At 54.8% G+C, this 19,366-nt stretch carries 18 protein-coding genes; 10 read left to right on the top strand and 8 right to left on the bottom strand.

Annotation, left to right across the window (positions count from 1 at the left end; genetic code table 11):
• Positions 1-6: 6 nt before the first annotated feature.
• From HS100_01885 to HS100_01905, 5 genes are all read right to left on the bottom strand, one after another.
• Complete coding sequence (locus tag HS100_01885) at positions 7-723, bottom strand: UMP kinase (GenBank protein MBE7432643.1); 717 nt, start codon at positions 721-723, stop codon at positions 7-9.
• Between the two features lie 97 nt (positions 724-820).
• The gene (gene tsf, locus HS100_01890) at positions 821-1,426 is read right to left on the bottom strand and encodes a translation elongation factor Ts (GenBank protein ID MBE7432644.1); all 606 of its coding nucleotides are present in this window, start codon (positions 1,424-1,426) and stop codon (positions 821-823) included.
• Positions 1,427-1,451: 25 nt separating this feature from the next.
• Positions 1,452-2,327, bottom strand: coding sequence for a 30S ribosomal protein S2 (rpsB, locus tag HS100_01895; GenBank protein MBE7432645.1), 876 nt, complete (start codon positions 2,325-2,327; stop codon positions 1,452-1,454).
• Between the two features lie 194 nt (positions 2,328-2,521).
• Positions 2,522-3,154, bottom strand: coding sequence for a hypothetical protein (locus tag HS100_01900; protein MBE7432646.1), 633 nt, complete (start codon positions 3,152-3,154; stop codon positions 2,522-2,524).
• Between the two features lie 12 nt (positions 3,155-3,166).
• Complete coding sequence (locus tag HS100_01905) at positions 3,167-4,009, bottom strand: EamA family transporter (protein ID MBE7432647.1); 843 nt, start codon at positions 4,007-4,009, stop codon at positions 3,167-3,169.
• Positions 4,010-4,242: 233 nt separating this feature from the next.
• On the opposite strand from HS100_01905, the gene HS100_01910 reads away from it, so the two are divergent.
• The 5 genes from HS100_01910 to HS100_01930 all read left to right on the top strand — a co-directional run bounded on the left by HS100_01910 (position 4,243) and on the right by HS100_01930 (position 10,861).
• Positions 4,243-4,692, top strand: a complete 450-nt coding sequence (locus tag HS100_01910) for a MarR family transcriptional regulator (GenBank protein ID MBE7432648.1) — start codon at positions 4,243-4,245, stop codon at positions 4,690-4,692.
• A gap of 84 nt (positions 4,693-4,776) precedes the next feature.
• Entirely contained in the window at positions 4,777-7,020 is a 2,244-nt protein-coding gene (locus HS100_01915; protein ID MBE7432649.1) for an ABC transporter ATP-binding protein, read from the top strand.
• Positions 7,017-8,891 (top strand): ABC transporter ATP-binding protein, encoded by a 1,875-nt coding sequence (locus HS100_01920; GenBank protein MBE7432650.1) that lies wholly within the window; start codon positions 7,017-7,019, stop codon positions 8,889-8,891. Before HS100_01915 ends, HS100_01920 begins: the two co-directional genes overlap by 4 nt.
• A 92-nt stretch (positions 8,892-8,983) precedes the next feature.
• Complete coding sequence (locus tag HS100_01925) at positions 8,984-10,318, top strand: MFS transporter (protein MBE7432651.1); 1,335 nt, start codon at positions 8,984-8,986, stop codon at positions 10,316-10,318.
• 9 nt (positions 10,319-10,327) lie between these two features.
• Positions 10,328-10,861, top strand: a complete 534-nt coding sequence (locus tag HS100_01930; GenBank protein ID MBE7432652.1) for an NUDIX domain-containing protein — start codon at positions 10,328-10,330, stop codon at positions 10,859-10,861.
• 7 nt (positions 10,862-10,868) lie between these two features.
• On the opposite strand, the gene HS100_01935 is transcribed toward HS100_01930, so the two are convergent.
• A complete protein-coding gene (locus tag HS100_01935; GenBank protein ID MBE7432653.1) occupies positions 10,869-11,546 on the bottom strand; it encodes an HAD family hydrolase in 678 nt (225 codons plus the stop codon).
• 43 nt (positions 11,547-11,589) lie between these two features.
• Between HS100_01935 and HS100_01940 the strand changes: the two genes are divergently transcribed.
• The 5 genes from HS100_01940 to HS100_01960 all read left to right on the top strand — a co-directional run bounded on the left by HS100_01940 (position 11,590) and on the right by HS100_01960 (position 17,340).
• Positions 11,590-13,749, top strand: coding sequence for a GAF domain-containing protein (locus HS100_01940; GenBank protein ID MBE7432654.1), 2,160 nt, complete (start codon positions 11,590-11,592; stop codon positions 13,747-13,749).
• 155 nt (positions 13,750-13,904) lie between these two features.
• A complete protein-coding gene (locus tag HS100_01945) occupies positions 13,905-14,762 on the top strand; it encodes a hypothetical protein (GenBank protein ID MBE7432655.1) in 858 nt (285 codons plus the stop codon).
• Positions 14,762-15,817, top strand: coding sequence for an asparaginase (locus tag HS100_01950; protein MBE7432656.1), 1,056 nt, complete (start codon positions 14,762-14,764; stop codon positions 15,815-15,817). Before HS100_01945 ends, HS100_01950 begins: the two co-directional genes overlap by 1 nt.
• A 12-nt stretch (positions 15,818-15,829) precedes the next feature.
• Positions 15,830-16,576, top strand: a complete 747-nt coding sequence (locus HS100_01955) for an ABC transporter ATP-binding protein (GenBank protein ID MBE7432657.1) — start codon at positions 15,830-15,832, stop codon at positions 16,574-16,576.
• 59 nt (positions 16,577-16,635) lie between these two features.
• Positions 16,636-17,340 carry a hypothetical protein gene (locus HS100_01960; GenBank protein ID MBE7432658.1) on the top strand — a complete coding sequence of 235 codons (705 nt, stop codon included), beginning with the start codon at positions 16,636-16,638 and terminating at the stop codon, positions 17,338-17,340.
• 28 nt (positions 17,341-17,368) lie between these two features.
• On the opposite strand, the gene holB is transcribed toward HS100_01960, so the two are convergent.
• Positions 17,369-18,373 carry a DNA polymerase III subunit delta' gene (gene holB / locus HS100_01965; protein ID MBE7432659.1) on the bottom strand — a complete coding sequence of 335 codons (1,005 nt, stop codon included), beginning with the start codon at positions 18,371-18,373 and terminating at the stop codon, positions 17,369-17,371.
• A gap of 83 nt (positions 18,374-18,456) precedes the next feature.
• Positions 18,457-19,335 carry a ribosome small subunit-dependent GTPase A gene (gene rsgA / locus HS100_01970; protein MBE7432660.1) on the bottom strand — a complete coding sequence of 293 codons (879 nt, stop codon included), beginning with the start codon at positions 19,333-19,335 and terminating at the stop codon, positions 18,457-18,459.
• Positions 19,336-19,366 lie beyond the last annotated feature (31 nt).

Below are 19,366 nucleotides of genomic sequence, written 5' to 3' on the forward strand. Positions count from 1 at the left end.
CAGGGATCAGCCGGTCACCAAAGTCCCGACGGTTTCTCCGTAAAGAGCCCCTGTCAATGCCTTGGAATCCCAAAGATTTAGGACAAGGATGGGCAGGTTGTTCTCCATGCAGAGCGTGATGGCGGTGCCATCCATCACCTCGAGGCGGCGGTTGAGAACATCGATATAACCCAGTTTTTCGAACTTCTTCGCGTCTTGATTTTTCTTCGGGTCGGAGTCATACACACCGTCCACCTTCGTCGCTTTGATCAGCACCTGCGCATCGATCTCGGTGGCGCGCAAGGCGGCAGCGGTGTCCGTCGAGAAAAATGGATTGCCCGTCCCTGCGCCGAAAATGACCACGCGGCCTTTTTCGAGGTGACGGATGGCGCGCCTGCGAATATAAGGCTCGGCAATTGAGCGCATCTCGATAGCGGACATGACGCGCGTATAAACTCCCTGCCGCTCGAGAGCGTCCATCAACGCCATGGCGTTCATAACGGTGGCGAGCATGCCCATGTAATCCGCCGTAGAACGGTCCATGCCGCGTTCGAGTCCCTGTTTGCCGCGCCAGAGATTCCCCGCGCCGATGACGACCGCCACATCCACGCCCATATTGCGGACCTCCTTGATGCGGTTCGCGATCGCCTCCGCCTCGTTGACGTCGATGCCGAAGCCCATCTGCCCGCCGAGCGCTTCGCCGCTTAACTTGAGCAGGATCCTTTTATATTTCAGTTCAGCCATGACTGCCTCCGAATTCTAATGATACCTTATGCATTGGCGCGCCTGAGCTACCCGGCGCGGCTATAAAAAAAGCCAACCCGAAGGCTGGCTTTTCAATCTAATTCTTTAAACTTTCACCGAGTTCCCATCGTTGGAAGCGGCGCACGATGATGTTCTCGCCAATGGCGGCAACGTTTTGCAAAATGAGCTTTTCGATGGTGATCGATTCATCGCGGATGTAAACTTGGCGCAGAAGGCAGACTTCGTCCTTGAATTTTTCGATGCGTCCTTCCACGATCTTCGGCAGGACGTTGTCGGGCTTGCCTTCCTCCCGGGCACGGGCGCGGGCGATCTCGGATTCATGCTCGAGCTCAGCCGCGGGAATTTCATCCGCAGTAATGTATTTGGGCGCGCTCGCTGCGATCTGTAAGGCGATCTCATGTGCGAGGTGGCGGAATTGTTCGTTGCGGGCGACGAAGTCGGTCTCGCAATTGATCTCGACCATCACACCCACGCGTCCGCCGCCGTGGGAATACAACTCCACGGTCCCGTTGGAGGCGTCGCGGTCGGCGCGCTTGGCGGCGGTTGCCATGCCTTTTTCACGAAGCCAATCCACCGCTTTGTCGAAGTCGCCGTCCGCTTCCTGCAACGCTTTGCGGCAGTCCAACATCGGGGCGTTGGTTGCAGCGCGCAATTGCTTGATCATTTCTGTCGTTATTTCCATCGTATCAGTCCTTGGTCTCTTTCGGTCACTTGGCTTCTTCCGGAGAGGCTTCCGCGGTTTCTTCCGGCTTCGGGGTCAACTTGGCAAGCGTAGATTTACCGAGCAGGGCGTCGTCATTCACCTCTTCATCGGTCTCGACGACTTTGCGAGCCGGGCGGGATTTGGAGGCTTTGGAATCGGTTTTCGCTTCGACCTCACCCTCGGGCTGTTCCTCCTTGCGCATGGCTTTGCCCTCGAGAACGGCGTCTGCCATCTTGGAGACCAGCAGTTTGATGGCGCGGATGGCGTCATCGTTGGAGGGGATCACGTAATCGATGTTCTGCGGATTGCAATTCGTATCGACCAGCGCAACGATCGGAATGCCAAGCAGGTTGGCTTCATTGACCGCCGCGTCCTCTCGTCCCACATCGATGATGAAGAGCAGGTTTGGCAGTCGCTTCATGGAGCGGACACCGCTCAGGCGGGTCTGGAGGCGGGTGATCTCACGTTCGATCAACAAACCTTCCTTCTTGGTGAGGCGGTTGATGTCGCCGCCATCGCGCAGTTTTTCGAGCCGCTCGAGTTCCTGGATGCGCTGATGCATGGTGGACCAGTTGGTAAGCATACCGCCCATCCAGCGTTCGGTGACGTAGGGCATTCCGGCCCGGGTCGCTTCTTCGGCAATGGTTTCCTGCGCCTGCCGCTTGGTGCCGACGAAGAGCACGGTCCCGCCGTTGGAGACGGTATCGCGAATGATCCCATAAGCAGTGTTCGCCAGCTTGACGGTCTGCTGAAGGTCGAGGATATGAATGCCGTTGCGTTCCGTGAAGATATACGGCTTCATACGGGGGTCCCACTTGTTGGTGCGGTGCCCGAAATGGACGCCGCTCTCAAGCAGGGCTTTCATGGAAATATTTGCCATGGTTCTCCTAAAGTTCCGTTCTCCGACACGCGGCGCAGGAACGCCCGTGCGGAACGGAGTGAGTTTAGCGGGGATATTGACCCGCTCAGGGACGCTTGTGCCCGTCCCAGGCAGATTGTGCTCTCATCTCTTTGTTTGAGAGCGGCGGGATTATAACACAAGTATTTTGAGGATTAAGGTTTTTCCATCCGCTGTCATTCCAACGTTTCCATGCTGAGAAGCCTCCAGGCGCCCCCGTCATTGATGCAATGGACCCGGTAAAGCCGGTTGTCTTGTATGACGGACATGAGCGACTCGGTAATAAGGAATTTGATGCTGTCCATCTCGAGCACAGAAGACATCCGGCTCGATACGCTGTGCAGATTCCAGTCCAGCCCCGCGCGCGATTCATATGCCTTCGCCCGGGCTTCGACGGTCTGGATCGCTCCAAGCGGAATCTCCGCCAGCGGCGTGCCCATCGACCTGTACATATCCACAGAGGATCGGTACTGGCGCGGCGCAATGACAAAGACGAACAAGGCGGCGAGTAAGGCGAGCCCGGCCATTGCCGGCAGGAATAAACCGCCGAGCATGGTTTGAAGCGCTTCGAAAACGCCAACGAAATAGAGAACAAGACAAAAGAAGAGAGCCCCTGCGCCAAAGATCAGGGAAACGACAAATGCCTTGTTCTCGTATTTGCCGGATGTCTGCTGAATGAAATCCCGTTCATTCCTGAAACGATCCACCTGAATTTGAGAGAACTGCCCTCTGCGGTTTGCTTCGAGATCTGAGGCGTTGAAATATCCGGCTTGGAATAAAGCGGCGTTATGAGTATCCATCGAATCCATAAAGTTAACTCCTTATAAGGTCAGCAATACGATGGCGATCAGCGCGCAAAATACGCCGACCCATTGATTCCGGCTGAGCCGTTCCTTCAGGAAGATCCATGCGAGGATGACCGTTGCGCCGGGAAAGAGGGAACTAAGTACAGAAGCCACATCCAGCCGCCCGGCTTGCCCTGCCAGGATAAAGAAGAAATTGCCGCCAAGATCGAGAATGCCGTTCAAAGAGATGATGGGCAATGAGGAAGGTTCGATCTTCCATGATGAGCGGGTGACCGATAAATATGTGACGATCAGCGCCATACCGCCGGTGCGCGAGAAGACCATATGCCAGACCGCACCGCCATCGCGTGCCGCCTGGTGCATGAGGACAAAGTAAAAGCCAAATCCAATGCCTGCAAGCAGAGGCAGTTTCAAGTCGGAGAGATGCGAGAGGATGTCTTTCACGCCACCTTCGCTTTGTGAGACCATCCATACCGCAAAAAGGGCAAAGCCAAATCCGATCAAAGTGGGGATACCCGGAATGCCTTCAGTGAAGATGCCCACCAGCACCGGTAGGACCGCTGCCAGCAAAGCGGATACAGGCGCGGCGACGCTCATCAACCCCAGGGTCATCGAGTGATATAACAGCATCAAACCGATCGTGCCGAGTGCCCCTGCAAGGAGCGCAAAGATTTGCGCCCGCCGATCCGGGAGCGGTTCGTTCACAAATGCCAATACGAGAAATAAAAAGACAACACCGATCACTTCTGCGTAGAAGACCGAACGGTATGCCCCAACCTTGCGCGCTGCAAGCCCGCCCGTAAAATCACCCGCGCCCCAACTGAGCGCGGATGCAAGACCCAATAGAATCGATAACATAGTGCGCGATTATACCGTGCCAGTACTTTTGTCCAATTGAAGGTCAAGCGCTCCTCATGTAGAATTTTTATATCTTATTGGTATTTTATCGGTAGGAGAGAGTTGACGAGGTCGCCTTCAGAGGGCGACCTCGTCGTTTTAATTCTCTAACACTTCTCTTATTTTCCTCCCCTTGACCAAAACTTAACTCAGGCATAAAGTTAAGCCCGCTTAACTAAAAAGAAGGCTTAACTATGACCTCTACCCTCCAAATAAAACACTCCCTGCGCGAATGGATGGACGTTTTCATGCACCGCTCCATGCGCGGCTGGATGACCTTCGCAAAGTCCACCGGGCTTTCGATGCCGCAGTTCAGCATCCTGATGCAGCTGCATCATCGCGGGCCATGCGGCATGTCTGAGATCAGCGAACGGTTCGACATCACCGCCGCAGCAGCGAGTCAACTCACGGACAAACTCGTACAGGGCGGTTACATCGAACGCGCTGAAGATCCCAATGACCGCCGCGCCAAGTCCATTCAACTGACGCCAAAAGGCAAAGAGTTGGTGGAAGCCGGTATGACCGAGCGTTATCGCTGGATGGATGAACTCGTCTCCAAGCTTTCAGCGGAGGATAAACCCAAAGTGGTTGAGGCGCTCAAAGTCCTGACTGAGGCGGCACGTCAACTCGACGAAACTGCATAAAGTCTCTCCCCCTTCTACAAAATCCCTCCATAATCTTTTGTTACACATATCGTGCCATTTCGATATTAAGGAGCTTTACTTCGTATGATGAAATTAATGAAGTTCGTAAAACCCTATCGATGGATGCTGCTGCTTTCCATCACGTTGATCTTCGCACAGGCAAACCTCGACCTCGCCCTGCCTGATTATCTTTCGCGCATCGTCAACACCGGCATTCAACAAGGCGGCGTGCAAGATTCCCTGCCCGAAGCCATCCGCGCCAGTGAGATGGATAAGGTCGTCATCTTTTTGAGCGCGGAAGATAAAGAGGACATTCTCGCCTCTTACTCGCTCGTCACTGATTCTTCTCCCGATTACGAGTCCTACCTTGAGAAGTATCCCACTCTCGCGGATGAACCCATTTATGTAATGAACGACATCGCGCAGAGTGAAGTGGATCGTCTCAACCCAATCATGGCAAAAGCCCTGCTGACGGTTTCCGGCATCGAGCAAGCCTTGACAGACCCCGCAGCAGCCGCCCAAATGAGCGGAGCCTTCGGCGGCTTCGACCCAAGCCAACTGCCCCCCGGCATGGACGTGTTCGATGTGTTGGCAAAATTACCCGCTGCACAACTTTCACAGATCACCGATTCAGTCGATGAAAAATTCTCCGCGCTGGGCGAACCGATGATCGTGCAGGCGGGTGTGAACGTCGTCCGCAATGAATACGAAGCGCTCGGCATGGATACCGAAAAACTCCAGAGCAATTACATCCTCACCTCTGGTGCGTGGATGCTGGGTTTGACCCTTCTCTCCGGCATTGCGACCATCATCGTTGGCTATCTTTCTGCGAAAATCGCCGCAGGCATGGCGCGTGATATTCGCCGTGATGTTTTTCAGCATGTAGAAAGTTTCTCCAGCACCGAGTTCGACAAGTTCTCGACCGCATCACTCATCACCCGCACCACCAACGACGTGACCCAGATCCAAATGGTCAGCATGATGATGATCCGCATGATGTTCTACGCGCCGCTGATGGGCGTGGGCGGCATCATCAAGGTCATCTCCAATGACTCACCGCTGGCGTGGATCATCGGCGTGGCGGTTCTGATGCTGGTGAGTTTGATCGCCATCGTCTTCTCGCTCTCGCTGCCCAAGTTCAAGATCATCCAATCGCTGACCGACCGCATCAACCTCGTGGCGCGCGAAAACCTGACCGGTATGATGGTCGTCCGCGCCTTTACGATGGAAGGCTTTGAAGAGAAACGCTTCGATGTAGCCAACAAAGATCTGACCGCCGTCAGCCTGTTCATCAACCGCGTGATGGTGGTGATGATGCCGCTGATGATGCTCATCATGAACGTGATGCTGCTGGGCGTGATCTGGTTCGGCGCGAACGAAGTTGCCGCCTCGAACATGCAAGTCGGGGACATGATGGCATTCATGCAGTACGCCATGCAGATCGTGATGGCGTTCCTGATGCTCTCGATGATGTTCATCATGATTCCGCGTGCCTCGGTCTCCGCAGACCGCATCCACGAGGTGTTGAGCACTGTGCCGCACATCCACGACCCGAAGGAAGCCAGGAAATTCGCCGAACCCTTCAAGGGCGAGATCGAATTCCGCAATGTCTCCTTCCGCTACCCGGGCGGTGACATTGACGCGGTGCAAAACATCAGCTTTGTAGCCAAGCCTGGGCAGACCACCGCATTTATCGGGTCGACCGGAGCCGGAAAGTCCACCATCGTCAATCTCATTCCGCGCTTCTACGAAGTTTCAGATGGCTCGATCTTCATCGACGGCATCGACATCCGCGATGTGACCCAGCACGACTTGCGCGAAAAGATCGGCTACGTGCCGCAAAAGTCCGCGCTGTTCTCGGGCACCATTGAAAGCAATATGTTGTACGCTGACAAGAATGCCACAAAAGACATGCTCGACTCGGCAATTGAAATTGCCCAAGCCAAAGAATTCGTGAACGAGAAACCCGAAGGCATGGCAACCGAAATTGCCCAAGGCGGCACCAACGTCTCTGGCGGGCAGAAGCAGCGCCTTTCGATCGCGCGTGCCATCGTCAAGAAGCCGCCGATCTACATCCTCGACGACAGCTTCTCGGCACTCGACTTCAAAACCGACTCGGCTCTGCGCCGCGCTTTCAAAGAAAAATCAAAAGACAGCACGCTGTTGATCGTCACCCAGCGCGTCTCGACCATCAAGAATGCCGAACAGATCATCGTGCTGGATGATGGCAAGATCGTCGGCAAAGGAACGCATAACGAGCTTATGGAAACCTGTGAAACCTATAAAGAAATCGCCTTGTCACAGTTGAACATGGAGGAATTAGCATGATGCAGCGTCCTGGTCAACAACAGCAAGGTCCACGCATGGGCGGTCCGATGGGCGGACACATGATGGGTGGTCCCGTCGCCAAAGCCCGCGACTTCAAAGGCACGATGAAGAAACTCATCGAGTATCTAGGTGCCTATCGCGGTCTGATCATCGTCGTCTTCATCTTCGCCGTCTTCTCCACCGCCGCCAGCATTGCCGGTCCGAAAATTCTCGGCAATGCCACGACGAAACTTTTTGAAGGCGTGATGGCGGAACTGAACGGTACGGGCGAGATCGACTTCGCCTACATCGGACGCATCGCTCTCATAACGTTGGGCTTGTATCTCGTCTCCGCGCTTTTTGCCTATATCCAAGGCTGGATCATGGCAAACGTCTCGACGGATATCGCCTACCGTTTCCGCCGCGACCTCTCCGAGAAAATGAACCGCATGCCACTGCGCTATTTCGACGGCACGACTCACGGCGAAGTGCTCTCGCGCATCACCAACGATGTCGATACGCTCAACCAGACCCTCAGCCAAAGCCTGACCCAGATCATCACCTCGCTGGTGACGGTGGTCGGTGTGCTGATCATGATGCTCTCCATCAGCTGGCAGATGACGCTGGTGGCGCTGGTAGTCATTCCGCTTTCGATGGTGACCGTGATGCTGATCGTGCGACAGTCACAGAAGTTCTTCAAACAGCAGCAGGAATATCTCGGTCACGTCAACGGGCATGTGGAAGAGATGTACGGCGGTCACATCGTGATGAAAGCCTTCAATGGCGAAGCCGAAAGCATCTCCAAGTTCGACCAGTCGAATAACACGCTCTACGACTCGGCGTGGAAGTCTCAATTCCTCTCCGGCTTGATGATGCCGATCATGATGTTCATCGGCAACCTTGGTTATGTGGCAGTTGCCATCCTCGGCGGGTATCTCGCCATCCGCAATGCCATCACCGTCGGCGACATTCAAGCCTTCATTCAATACATGCGCTCGTTCACCCAGCCCATCACACAGCTGGCGAACATCTCGAACGTGCTCCAGCAAACTGCCGCCGCCGCGGAGCGTGTCTTTGAATTCCTCGATGAAAAAGAAGAAGTGGAAGATACCACCTCCCCCATCAAGCTCGACAGCGTGAACGGACATGTGGAATTCAAGGATGTCCACTTCGGCTACGATCTGGCGAAGCCGGTCATCAACAACTTCTCAGCGGAGGCAGAGCCCGGGCACAAGATCGCAATCGTCGGTCCGACCGGAGCCGGAAAGACCACCATGGTCAAACTGCTGATGCGCTTCTATGATATCGACAGCGGCAAAATCATGATCGACGGGCACGACATCCGCGACTTTACGCGCAAAGACCTGCGCAAGATGTTCGGCATGGTGCTGCAAGATACCTGGCTTTATAACGGCACGATTATGGAAAACATCCGCTATGGGCGACCCGACGCAACCGATGATGAAGTGATCGCCGCCGCGCAGATGGCGCATGTGGATCATTTCGTCCACACGTTGCCAGATGGCTACAACATGGTCTTGAACGAAGAGACCTCGAACATCTCACAGGGACAGATGCAGTTGCTGACCATCGCGCGCGCCTTCCTCGCCGACCCGAAGATTCTGATTCTTGATGAAGCGACAAGTTCGGTCGATACCCGCACCGAAGTGCTCATCCAACGCGCGATGACCAACCTGATGAAGAACCGCACCTCATTCGTCATCGCGCACCGTCTCTCCACCATCCGTGATGCGGACTTGATCCTCGTGATGAATCATGGCGACATCGTGGAGCAAGGCACCCACAAGGAATTGCTGGCGAAATATGGTTTCTATTACGAGTTGTATATGAGTCAGTTCAAGAAAATGGAAGACGAAACGATAATTGCATAACGGACGATGGACAATAGACGATGGATGATAGACGTGACCCTAGGGTCAATGATCTGTCGTCCATCGTCTCGCAAGTGGTAAACTCACAACCTATGACCGAAACAACTCAGACACTCCCCGAAGATAAACTCGATTTCAAACGCATCCTGCCCATCCTCGTCATCGTCTTTGTAGACTTGATGGGACTTTCCATCATCATTCCATTGTTGCCGCTCTACGCCGCCCGCTTCGGCGCGGATCCGCTCACGGTCGGTGTTCTGCAAGCCTCTTATCCGCTGATGCAGTTCGTCGGCGCGCCGATCCTTGGTCGTCTTTCTGACCGTTTCGGACGCAAGCCGGTACTCATCGCCAGCCAGATAGGCACCCTAAGCGGATTCATCCTGCTCGGATTTGCGAACACGCTCTTCCTTCTTTTTATCTCGCGCATCATAGATGGTCTCTCCGGCGCGAACATCGCCACCGCCCAAGCCGCCATCGCAGACAGCACCAATGAAAAGACCCGCACACAGGGGCTGGGTCTGATCGGCGCGGCATTCGGCGTGGGCTTCGTGCTCGGGCCTGTTCTCGCTTTCATCGTCCTTGCGGCAACGGGTCAGAACTACCAAGCCGTGGCGTGGACTGCAGCCTTGTTTTCGTTCATCTCCATTATGTTGACCACATTTTGGTTCAAGGAAACCATTCAAAATGCCGCCGACCCTGTCGCTTCGCGCAAGCGCCGTCCGTTCTCGTTTGAGGCGCTTCGCAAAGCCGTCAGCAACCCGGCGATCCTTTTGCTGGTGGTCATCATGTTCTTTTATCAGGTGGCATTTGGCGGGTACGAACAACTCTTCTCTTTATTCACCCTTGTCCGCCTCGGCATGGATGCGCGCGATACATCCGGTCTGTTCATGCTGGCAGGAATAATGATCATTGTGGTGCAGGCTGGGTTGGTGGGACGATGGTCGAAAAAATACGGCGATCGCTGGCTGGCATTGATGGGCATTGGCACACTCGCCATCGGCTTGATCGGAACGGGTCTGACTCCCGCTGTGCCTGTGCCTTGGTATGAAAAAGCCCGCGTACTCGAAAGCATGGCAGGCGAAGGCGAATTCCGCGTATCGATGCAGGATATTAATATCGAACTGCCGGATGAATCGGCGAACGGCTGGCTGGGCATTGGCTGGCTCGTGATGGCGAGTATTCCGGCTGCCATCGGCGGCGGGACGCTTCATCCAGCGATCAACAGTCTGGTCTCAAAAGCATCTGATAAATCAGAGGTGGGCGGCAATTTGGGTCTTTCGGCGGCGGCTTACAGCGCAGCAAATGCGATTGCGCCCTTATTCTATGGCTCGCTCTTCCAATGGCTCGGCGCGCCGATTCCGTTTTTGGCGGGCGGGGTAATTTTGTTGGCGTTGTTTTTATTTGCACCAAGGGTGATCAAGCATTAATTGCAGCCCATGAAGATCCTTGCAGAAATTCACCGATCGGATGGCGTCGATGTTCATGGCAGCACCATCCATCGCACCGCGGTACGCGCTGTCATCATCCGCGGGCATGAATTGCTCATGGTCTATTCATCCAAGGTCGGCGATTATAAATTTCCCGGAGGCGGGGTAAATGCGGGTGAGTCTCATGAACATGCACTTGCTCGCGAGCTGCTGGAGGAATGTGGCGCAACCCTCATTGGCGTGGATGGCGAATTGGGGGCAATCATCGAATACGACCATGCCAAAGAGGCTGACTTCGATGTTTTCAAGATGGCTTCCTCATATTATTTTTGCCAGGTTGGGGATGGGTTTGTCAGGCAGACGCTGGATGAGTATGAACACGATCTCGGCTTCCAAGCGGTCTGGATCGATATAAAAGACGCAATTGATGCCAACAAGTCATTACTTTCTCATAATACCCTCCCTGCATGGTTGAAGCGCGAGATTTTTGTACTGGAATATATCAGACAGACAATCATTTGTGAGAATGACACTCGACCGTGACAATGGTCTACGGTCGACCGTCCGCAGTCAAAATTTCCAGCAATTTCGTCGTATCTTCCACGATCTCATCCGCTCCAAATCGCCTTAGCTCAGCTTCTTCGCCAAAACCGCAAAGCACGCCCAGGGTTTGTGCCCCTGCAGATTTCCCCGCGCGTATGTCGACGGTGGTATCGCCGATCATCAAACAATTTTCAGGCGGTACATTCATCTTTTGAGCCGCCAGAAGGACCGGGTCGGGGTATGGTTTGGTGTATTTGGCGGAAAGCCCGGTAACGATGGCATCGAAATATCTGACGAGATCGAATTTCTCGAGGAAACGCATCGTCCCCATTTCATCGCGCGCACTAACGATGGCCATTGGGTAACGTCCATGGAGTTGTTTGAGCATTTCGTCCACGCCGGGGACGAGAAGGAATTTTCTCGAAGAAAGCCTCCGGTGGCGCGAAAGCCAGTTTATGAAAGCGACCATCTCATCGTCGAGATGAAGCGAATCTGCCAATCCCAGCAGGGCATTGCCGGGGGATTCGATCCACATGACAAAGCGGCGCGCAGCATGGGCCGGGTCCTTGAAGAGGAGCCGGGGAAAGAATTTCGACACTTTTTGAGCGTAAAGGTCATCTGTATTACTGAGTGTCCCGTCCACATCGAAGCACAAGGCTTTTATCTCTGGTACCTTAAGGGGCATGGATTAATTGTACCAAACGGACTATACTTGACATGGGTATAACATGAAAGAAGAACATTCGCGCTCGCTCCTCGAATTACTGGTAAAAGTCAGCCGTGAAGTGGCGACCGCACTGGACTTGCGGACGGTCCTGCAGCGGGTTCTTTACGCCTGCATCCAGTACGTGGGCGGGGAGCGCGGGAGCGTTGTAGTCATGGACGATCTCGGCAAACCTGTGGACGCCACGATCGTGTATGGCAAACATTTCCACGACCATACCACCCAGCAATTACGCGACACCGTGGAACGAGGGCTGGCTGGATGGGTGGTGCAAAACCGCAAAGCCGCTCTTGTGCCCGATACCAGCAAGGACGAACGCTGGCTCCGCCGCGCAGACGATGCCGCGGAGAAAACCGGACCCAAATCGGCGATCTGTGTACCGTTGATGGCGCGCGAACGTTTTGTGGGGGTGCTGACCCTTGTCCACTCTGTGCCCAATACCTTCAATGAGGAACACCTTGAATTGGTCCAAGCCATTTCCGACCAGGCGAGTGTGGCCGTCCTAAATGCGCGTTTGTACACCGAAACCCAGCGCACAGCCCGGATCATGTCTGCGCTGGCGGAGGGGGCGGCAGCGATCAATTCCTCCCTTGAAATGCAGGATGTGCTCCGGCGCATCCTTAACCAGACCATGCAAGCGCTTCAAGTGGAGACCGTGGCACTGGCGTTGATCGACCCGGCGACCCGGGAACTTGTTGTCAAAGCAGCTGCCGGGAGCAACTCCGGCGGCATTCCAGGATTTCGCATCCCCGCAGGGCAGGGATTGACAGGCAAAGTTGTCGCTCAGAAGCATGGGATCATCTTATCCTCCATCAGCCAGGAATCTGGCATCAACGAAACGGACAGGCTGAACGGACTCGAGATGCGTGCGCTTGCGATCGCCCCGATCCAATCCCACGGAAAAGTCATCGGTGTGCTCGAGGCAGTCAATCCTATCGCCGGTTCCTTCGACCCCGATGCTATGGTTGTGATGACCGGCCTGGGGAATATCGCCGGAAGCACCATTGAAAATTCGCAGCTATTCGAGCAATTGCAACACGCCCACAGGCACTACCGCGAACTTTTCGAAGACAGTGTGGACCCCATTTTGATCACCGACTGGGAAGGGCGGATTTTTGAAGTGAACCGCGGCGCCGTTGAGGTGAGCGGGTATTCCTCCGCAGAACTTCATGCCATGAGCATTGAGCAATTGCATGAGGTCAATTGGGCAAAAGCCGGTTTGAACTTCGAAATGCTTAAGAACGGCAATACCTGCGGGTATGAGTCCAGTCTTTTGCGCAAAGACGGCGGCATGGTGTCGATCGAGGTCTATGCGCGGCGCGTGGAATTCAACAATACCGAAGCGATCCAATGGATCATGCGGGATATTACCTCGCGCAAGGATCTCGATGCCCTGCGCGACGACATGATCTCCATGATCTTCCACGACCTGCGCTCCCCGCTGGGAAATATCGTTTCGAGCCTGGAGATGATGAGCGCGCTTCTTCCCCAGGATGAAACGCTGAATTCGATGCTCAACATCGCCAAGAATTCAACCGGGCGGATCCACCGCCTGGTGAACTCCCTGCTGGATATCAACCGCCTCGAAGCCGGTCAGCAGATCGTGGATCAGAACTCCATCGACCCGGTGGCGCTGGTGCGCGAAGCAATCCGGGACGTGGAGCCTTCCGTTGCCGCCCGCCAACAAATCCTGACCAACCGCGCCACAAGCGTCCTGCCATTGGTATGGGTGGACGTGGATATGATCTACCGCGTGTTGATCAACCTGCTTGAAAATGCGATCAAGTTCACGCCTGTGGGCAGACGCATCGATATCGGAGCACAAACCGCCCCGGATGGCATGTTCGTCAATTTCTGGGTGCGCGATAATGGCCCCGGCATTCCGCTTTCCGAGCAGGAACGCATCTTCGAAAAGTTCACCCGTCTGCGTGGAAAAAACAAACCGGGCGGATTGGGCGTCGGCCTGGCATTCTGCCGCCTGGCTGTGAATGGCCACGGCGGAAAAATTTGGATCGAAAGCGAAGTGGATAAAGGTGCAACATTTTGGGTTGCCCTGCCGGTTGCCACCCGCAAAGCCACCGGGACCCTCAAACGCCAGACCGGTCGCCTCACCTTCAAACCGGATAAAGATCAGCCCACCGATGAAACAAAAAAGAATGGTTAATTAACGTAAGAAAACCATAATTCGGACGGAAGATACGCTTGCGTTCGAAACTTAATAAAATATATCGATAACACATTCACGCCTTTCGCCCCGACGCTTGGACGGCCACCGAAAAGCGGCGGAAACAAAGGAAAGGACAACTTCCCGGATATCTTATGCAGGAAATTACAAACAACATCTTCATCGAAGACCAGTTTCCCGGTGTAACCCTGGGTGTGATCGTCACCCCGCGCGGCTTGATCCAGATCGACGCGCCTCCCTCCCCCGAAGACGCCCGCTCATGGCGCGCTTCGCTCATGAACCTTGGCGGGGGCATCGACCGGATTTTGATCAACATGGATGCCCATCCCGACCGCACTCTCGGCGCACGCGCCATGGACTGCACTGTCATCGCGCACGAGAAGACCGCTTTCATCTTTCGCACTCGCCCCAGTACATTCAAGGCGCAGGGAGAGGAGACCGGCGCAGATTGGGAATCCATTCCGGGCTTGGGAAGCGTGCGCTGGGCTCCGCCCGAAATCTCTTTCGTCGACCAGATGACCCTGCATTGGGGCGCGTCGCCCGTTTCATTGGAACATCATCCAGGTCCCTCGAACGGTTCCATTTGGGTGCGCCTGCCCCTGGAGAAAATCATCTTCATAGGCGATACGGTCATGAAAAACCAGCCGCCCTTCCTTGCCGGGTCGAACCTCAAAGCCTGGCTTGAATCGCTAAACCTGCTGCTTGGCTCAGAAAATAAAGGCTATACCTTTATTAGCAGCCGCGGCGGGGTCGTCACCACGAGCGCGGTCAAAGCCCAATATGATTTCCTCAAACACGTCCACGACAAGTTGAACAGGCTGACCTCGAAAAAACCCAACCCCGCCACCGTGGAAAAAATGGTCACCTCATTGCTGACCTGGTACAAAGCGCCCGCCGCGCGGCAGAAGCAATTCGCCCAGCGTTTGCGTTACGGTTTGCTTCACTACAACGCGCGTCAGTATCATACACCCAGCCACAATTTCGAAGATTGATGGACGCGCCTCTTCCCATCCTCGAGCTGACGAGGGGAGAGGTCGTCGAAGCGACGCATCGCGGGTCGATCGCGGTTGTCGCATCCGACGGTTCCCTCCTTCGTTCTTACGGCGACCCTTACAAGGTCGCCTTTTTGCGTTCCTCGGCCAAACCTTTCCAGGTTTTGCCCTTCGTGGAAAACGGTGGCATCGAGCATTATCGTTATACTTCGGCGGAACTCGCGCTTTCCTGCGCCTCGCATGAGACCTCGCAAATGCACCTGGATGCCGTGCATGCCTTGCAGCAAAAAACCGGCATTGTTGAACACCAATTGCAATGTGGTCCGCACCTTCCGGGCGACGCGAATAAATTACGGGAAGTCGTTCAGAAGAATATCGCCCCCACGCCGAATTTCAACAACTGTTCGGGCAAGCACACCACAATGCTGGCGTTTGCAAAGATGCGCGGGGATTCGCTCGAAAATTATCTCGACTTCGACCATCCCATCCAGCGCGATATCCGCAGGACGCTTGTTGAGATGTGCGGAATACCCGATGACGATATTCAATCCGGCATAGACGGTTGTTCCGCTCCCAACTTCGCCCTGCCTCTTTTCCGTGCCGCACATGGTATGGCAAGGTTGTGCGACCCGCAGGATCTCGAATCGAAACGTGCGGTTGCATGCAAAAAGATCACGAGCGCAATGACAACCCATCCTGAAATGGTGAGCAATTTCGGCGAGTTCGATTGCGAACTGATGAAGACCGGTAATGGTAAGATCGTCACCAAACGCGGCGCGGAGGGATATCAGATCATCGGTGTTTTGCCCGGCATCATTCATGAAAGAGGCGTTGGTATTGCCTTCAAGGTCGAAGACGGCGACAAGTCCTCGATGGACGATGCTCTCCACACACATACCCGCGTCCGCCCGCCGGTGGCATTGGAGATTCTCCGCCAGCTCGGTGCGCTGAATAAAAGCCAACTCGAATCGCTTGTAGGTTTTGGTCCTGAAAAAGTCATCAAGAACTACGCCGGTCTCGTCACCGGCAGGATGCATCCCGTTTTCACCCTATAAAATCATGACAGCATGACCATAAAACCGATACTCACCGTCCGCGATCTCTCGATCACCTTCCCCGATAATAACGGCGGTCTGGATGCGCTTGACAAAATCTCGTTTCTCATCCACTCGCGTGAGTTCGTCTGTTTTCTCGGTCCATCCGGCTCGGGCAAGACAACGTTTTTACGCGTATTGGCGGGCATTTTACCGCCCACCTCCGGCTCGGTGAATTTCATGTATCGCCACCAGCCGCGTATTGGCATGGTCTTTCAAAGTTCGAACCTGATGCCGTGGCGGACAGTCATGGAAAACATCATGCTTCCGCTCGAACTGGAGGGAATGGGAAAGGTCAAGGCGCAGAACAGAGCGCGGGAGATGATCAAACTTGTTGGGTTGAAGGGATTCGAAGATTCGCTCCCCCGCGACCTTTCCGGCGGGATGGCGCAGCGGGTGGCAATTGCCCGCGCGCTCATTCATGACCCGGACCTGCTCCTGCTCGACGAGCCTTTTGCTTCGCTGGATGCTCTCACCCGCGAGCGCATGTGGATGGAACTCTCCAATATCTGGGAAGCGAAACAAAAGACAGTGATTATGGTGACGCACTCCATAAACGAATCGCTTTTTCTTGCAGACCGCGTTCTGGTGCTCACGCAACGCCCCGGCAAAATAAAAATGGACGTGGAAGTCGACCTTCCACGCCCAAGAACGGACGATATCCGGTATACCAGTCACTTTGGGAGATTGGCGAAGAAATTAAGAGGGGCAATCGAATAACTTTTACCAGCGGTTTTTCGACTTAAGATTCGAAGGCTTAATACGGAAGGAGTCGAGCCATGAGAAAAACATTTCTGTTATTTCTTATCTTCCTGACCGCCTGCGCCAGCCGGCTCGAGGATGCCTCTTACACCGTCAACCTGACCCCCGCCGATTTCGTGATCGGAATTGACAACCCCTACCTTCCCTACAGCCCCGGCTCGAAGTGGGTCTACGAAGCCATGCTCGAAGACGGAACGGTGGAGCGCAACGAGATCGAAGTCCTGCACGAGATACGGGATGTGAACGGCGTCGCCGCGACCGTCGTGCATGACCTCGTTTATGCGGGCGATCAAATCGTGGAAGAGACCTTCGACTGGTATGCGCAGGACAAGGACGGCAACGTCTGGTACTTGGGTGAGGAAGTGGATAACTACGAAAACGGGGTGCTCGTGGATCATGCCGGGTCCTGGGAATGGGGCAAAGACGGCGCATTGCCGGGCATCATCATGTGGGCAGATCCCTCCGCGCATTTGAATGAGGAGTATTATAAGGAATATTACCCGGGAGAAGCGGAGGATAAGGGACAGGTCTTAAGTGTGAGCGAGTCCGTGAGCGTCCACTTCGGCTCGTTCGAAAACGTAGTCAAGACGTATGATTTCTCCGCACTTGACCCCGACTTGAAAGAAAACAAATTTTACGCCAGCGGCGTGGGGGTTATCAAAGAAGTTGACCTGGCCGTCGGCGAAGAAGTTGTGCTGATCGAGTTCATTCTAGGCGAATAGCAAACCCAGACCTCGGAGGTCTTTATTGTTACACCTTTGGCAAATCCAATAGCAGAACTTCCGCCAGCAATCTCGAGTTGACATTCCGCTCCATCTTCTCCAGCGCGGATTCATGGTCGCTGACCACTTTTCTGGCAGAAGATAAATCCAGCCTGCCAGCCAGGAACTCGATCTCCATGTTTCGGTCCAAATTTATGAGGGGAGTCTCCGCGCCGGTTACGCGCAGTAACACGTCGCGCCAGTAGGAGAGCCAGACGAGGATGGTCTGGCGCATGGAGTCTTTATCCTTGGCGAGTTTATCGGCGTAGTTGAATTTCTCCACGCGGGCGGCAGGCAGAAGGGATTGCAAGTCGTTCAAGCGTTCTTCACGTTTTTCGAGCAGGGATGCGTCATCTACAAGCCTGCGCGCAAAACCGGGGCGGCCGCCGGAGATATGGGCGAGCAAGTGCGCCTGGTCTTTTTGAACCCCGCGTTCGATCAAATCCGCGCTGACGGCTTCGAGGGGTATAGGACGCAGACGCAGAATTTCGCAACGGGAGACGATGGTGGGAAGGAGTCCTTCGGGGTTATCAGCGGTCAACAGCAAAATCGCATGAGCGGGCGCTTCCTCCAGTGTTTTGAGCAGGGCATTGGAAGCGTTGTCGTTGGCTTCGTGAAAGCGGAGGAAGAGAGCCACACGATACTGGGATTGATACGGCTTGAGATTTAAAGTCCTTTGCATTTCGCGGATCTGGTCCACTCGGAGTGTCCCGCCTTCTCTGGCATCGCCGTCGTCATCCACCGACTGGATGATCGCCAAGTCGGGATGTTTCATCTCTTCGATCTGTTTGCAGGTACGACAGGAAAAACAGGGCTCTCCCGGGGCATCAGGTTTCTCGCAATTCAACGCTTGAGCGAATCTTAATGCCAATGTCCGACGACCAATGCCGGGGGGACCAGAGAAAAGATAGGCATGCCGAGTCTCGCCGCGCGCAACGTGACGGCGAAGCATATCCACAGCCCATTCGTGCCCGAGTAAGTTCCAGTTGTCCATTCGGTTTCAAGTATCAGGTGTCAGGTATCAGGTGTCAAGTGCAGACCGCGAAACCTAAGTCGCACCTTGTAACCTGCATCTCGCTACTCTCTCCCCGACCTCAGCCTTACAAACGACTCATAACGTTCTTGATGAATCTTCCCCTCTTTCAAGGCTGCAAGAACGGCGCAGCCCGGTTCGTGTTGATGGGAGCAGTCGCTGAACTGGCATTTTTCCACCAGCCCGCGCAGTTCGGGGAAGTACGCATCGATCTCCTCCGGTTCGGTATCCCACAATCCAAGCGATTTCCAGCCGGGGGTGTCGGCAACGTATCCGCCGCCGTCGAGCGGGAACAATTGACGCGCCACGGTGGTGTGACGTCCCTTGTTCACGGCTTCGCTGACTTCGTTGACGGCGAGTCCCAGACCGGGTTGAAGCGCGTTGAGCAGGCTCGATTTGCCGACTCCGCTCGGTCCGGCAAAGGCGCTGATCTTGTTTTGCAGGTGCGATCTCAAATCTTCGAGTCCGCTTCCGGTTTTGGCGGATGTATAAAGGACGCGATAACCGATGGATTCATACATCCCGAAAATGGTGCGAGGCTCTTCGACGAGGTCGGTTTTGTTTGCCGCAATCAGCGCGGGGATGCGTTGTTTTTCGGCGATGACGAGAAACCGGTCGAGCATTTTCAAACGCGGACTGGGATGCGCGCAGGCGAAGACGAAGACAGCCTGATCCGGGTTGGCTAAAAGCACCTGGCGGTAGACTCCGCCCGGGCGGGGGTCGAGGCGTGAAATTTGCTGAGTCCGCTCATGGACGGAATCGATTGTCCCGGAGCCGTCATCCAAAATCGTGATATCCACTTTATCCCCCAACGCGGCGATGTCACCTTTGGCTTTGCCCTGCTTGAGTTTGCCGCGCAGTTGACAAACAATAACACCCAATCCAGTTTCGACCCAGAAGAAACCGGATTGGGCTTTGACGATCAGACCACTTGCGTTTGCCACCTGATAACCT

Source organism: Anaerolineales bacterium (assembly GCA_015075725.1).
GTDB lineage: Bacteria > Chloroflexota > Anaerolineae > Anaerolineales > Villigracilaceae > Villigracilis.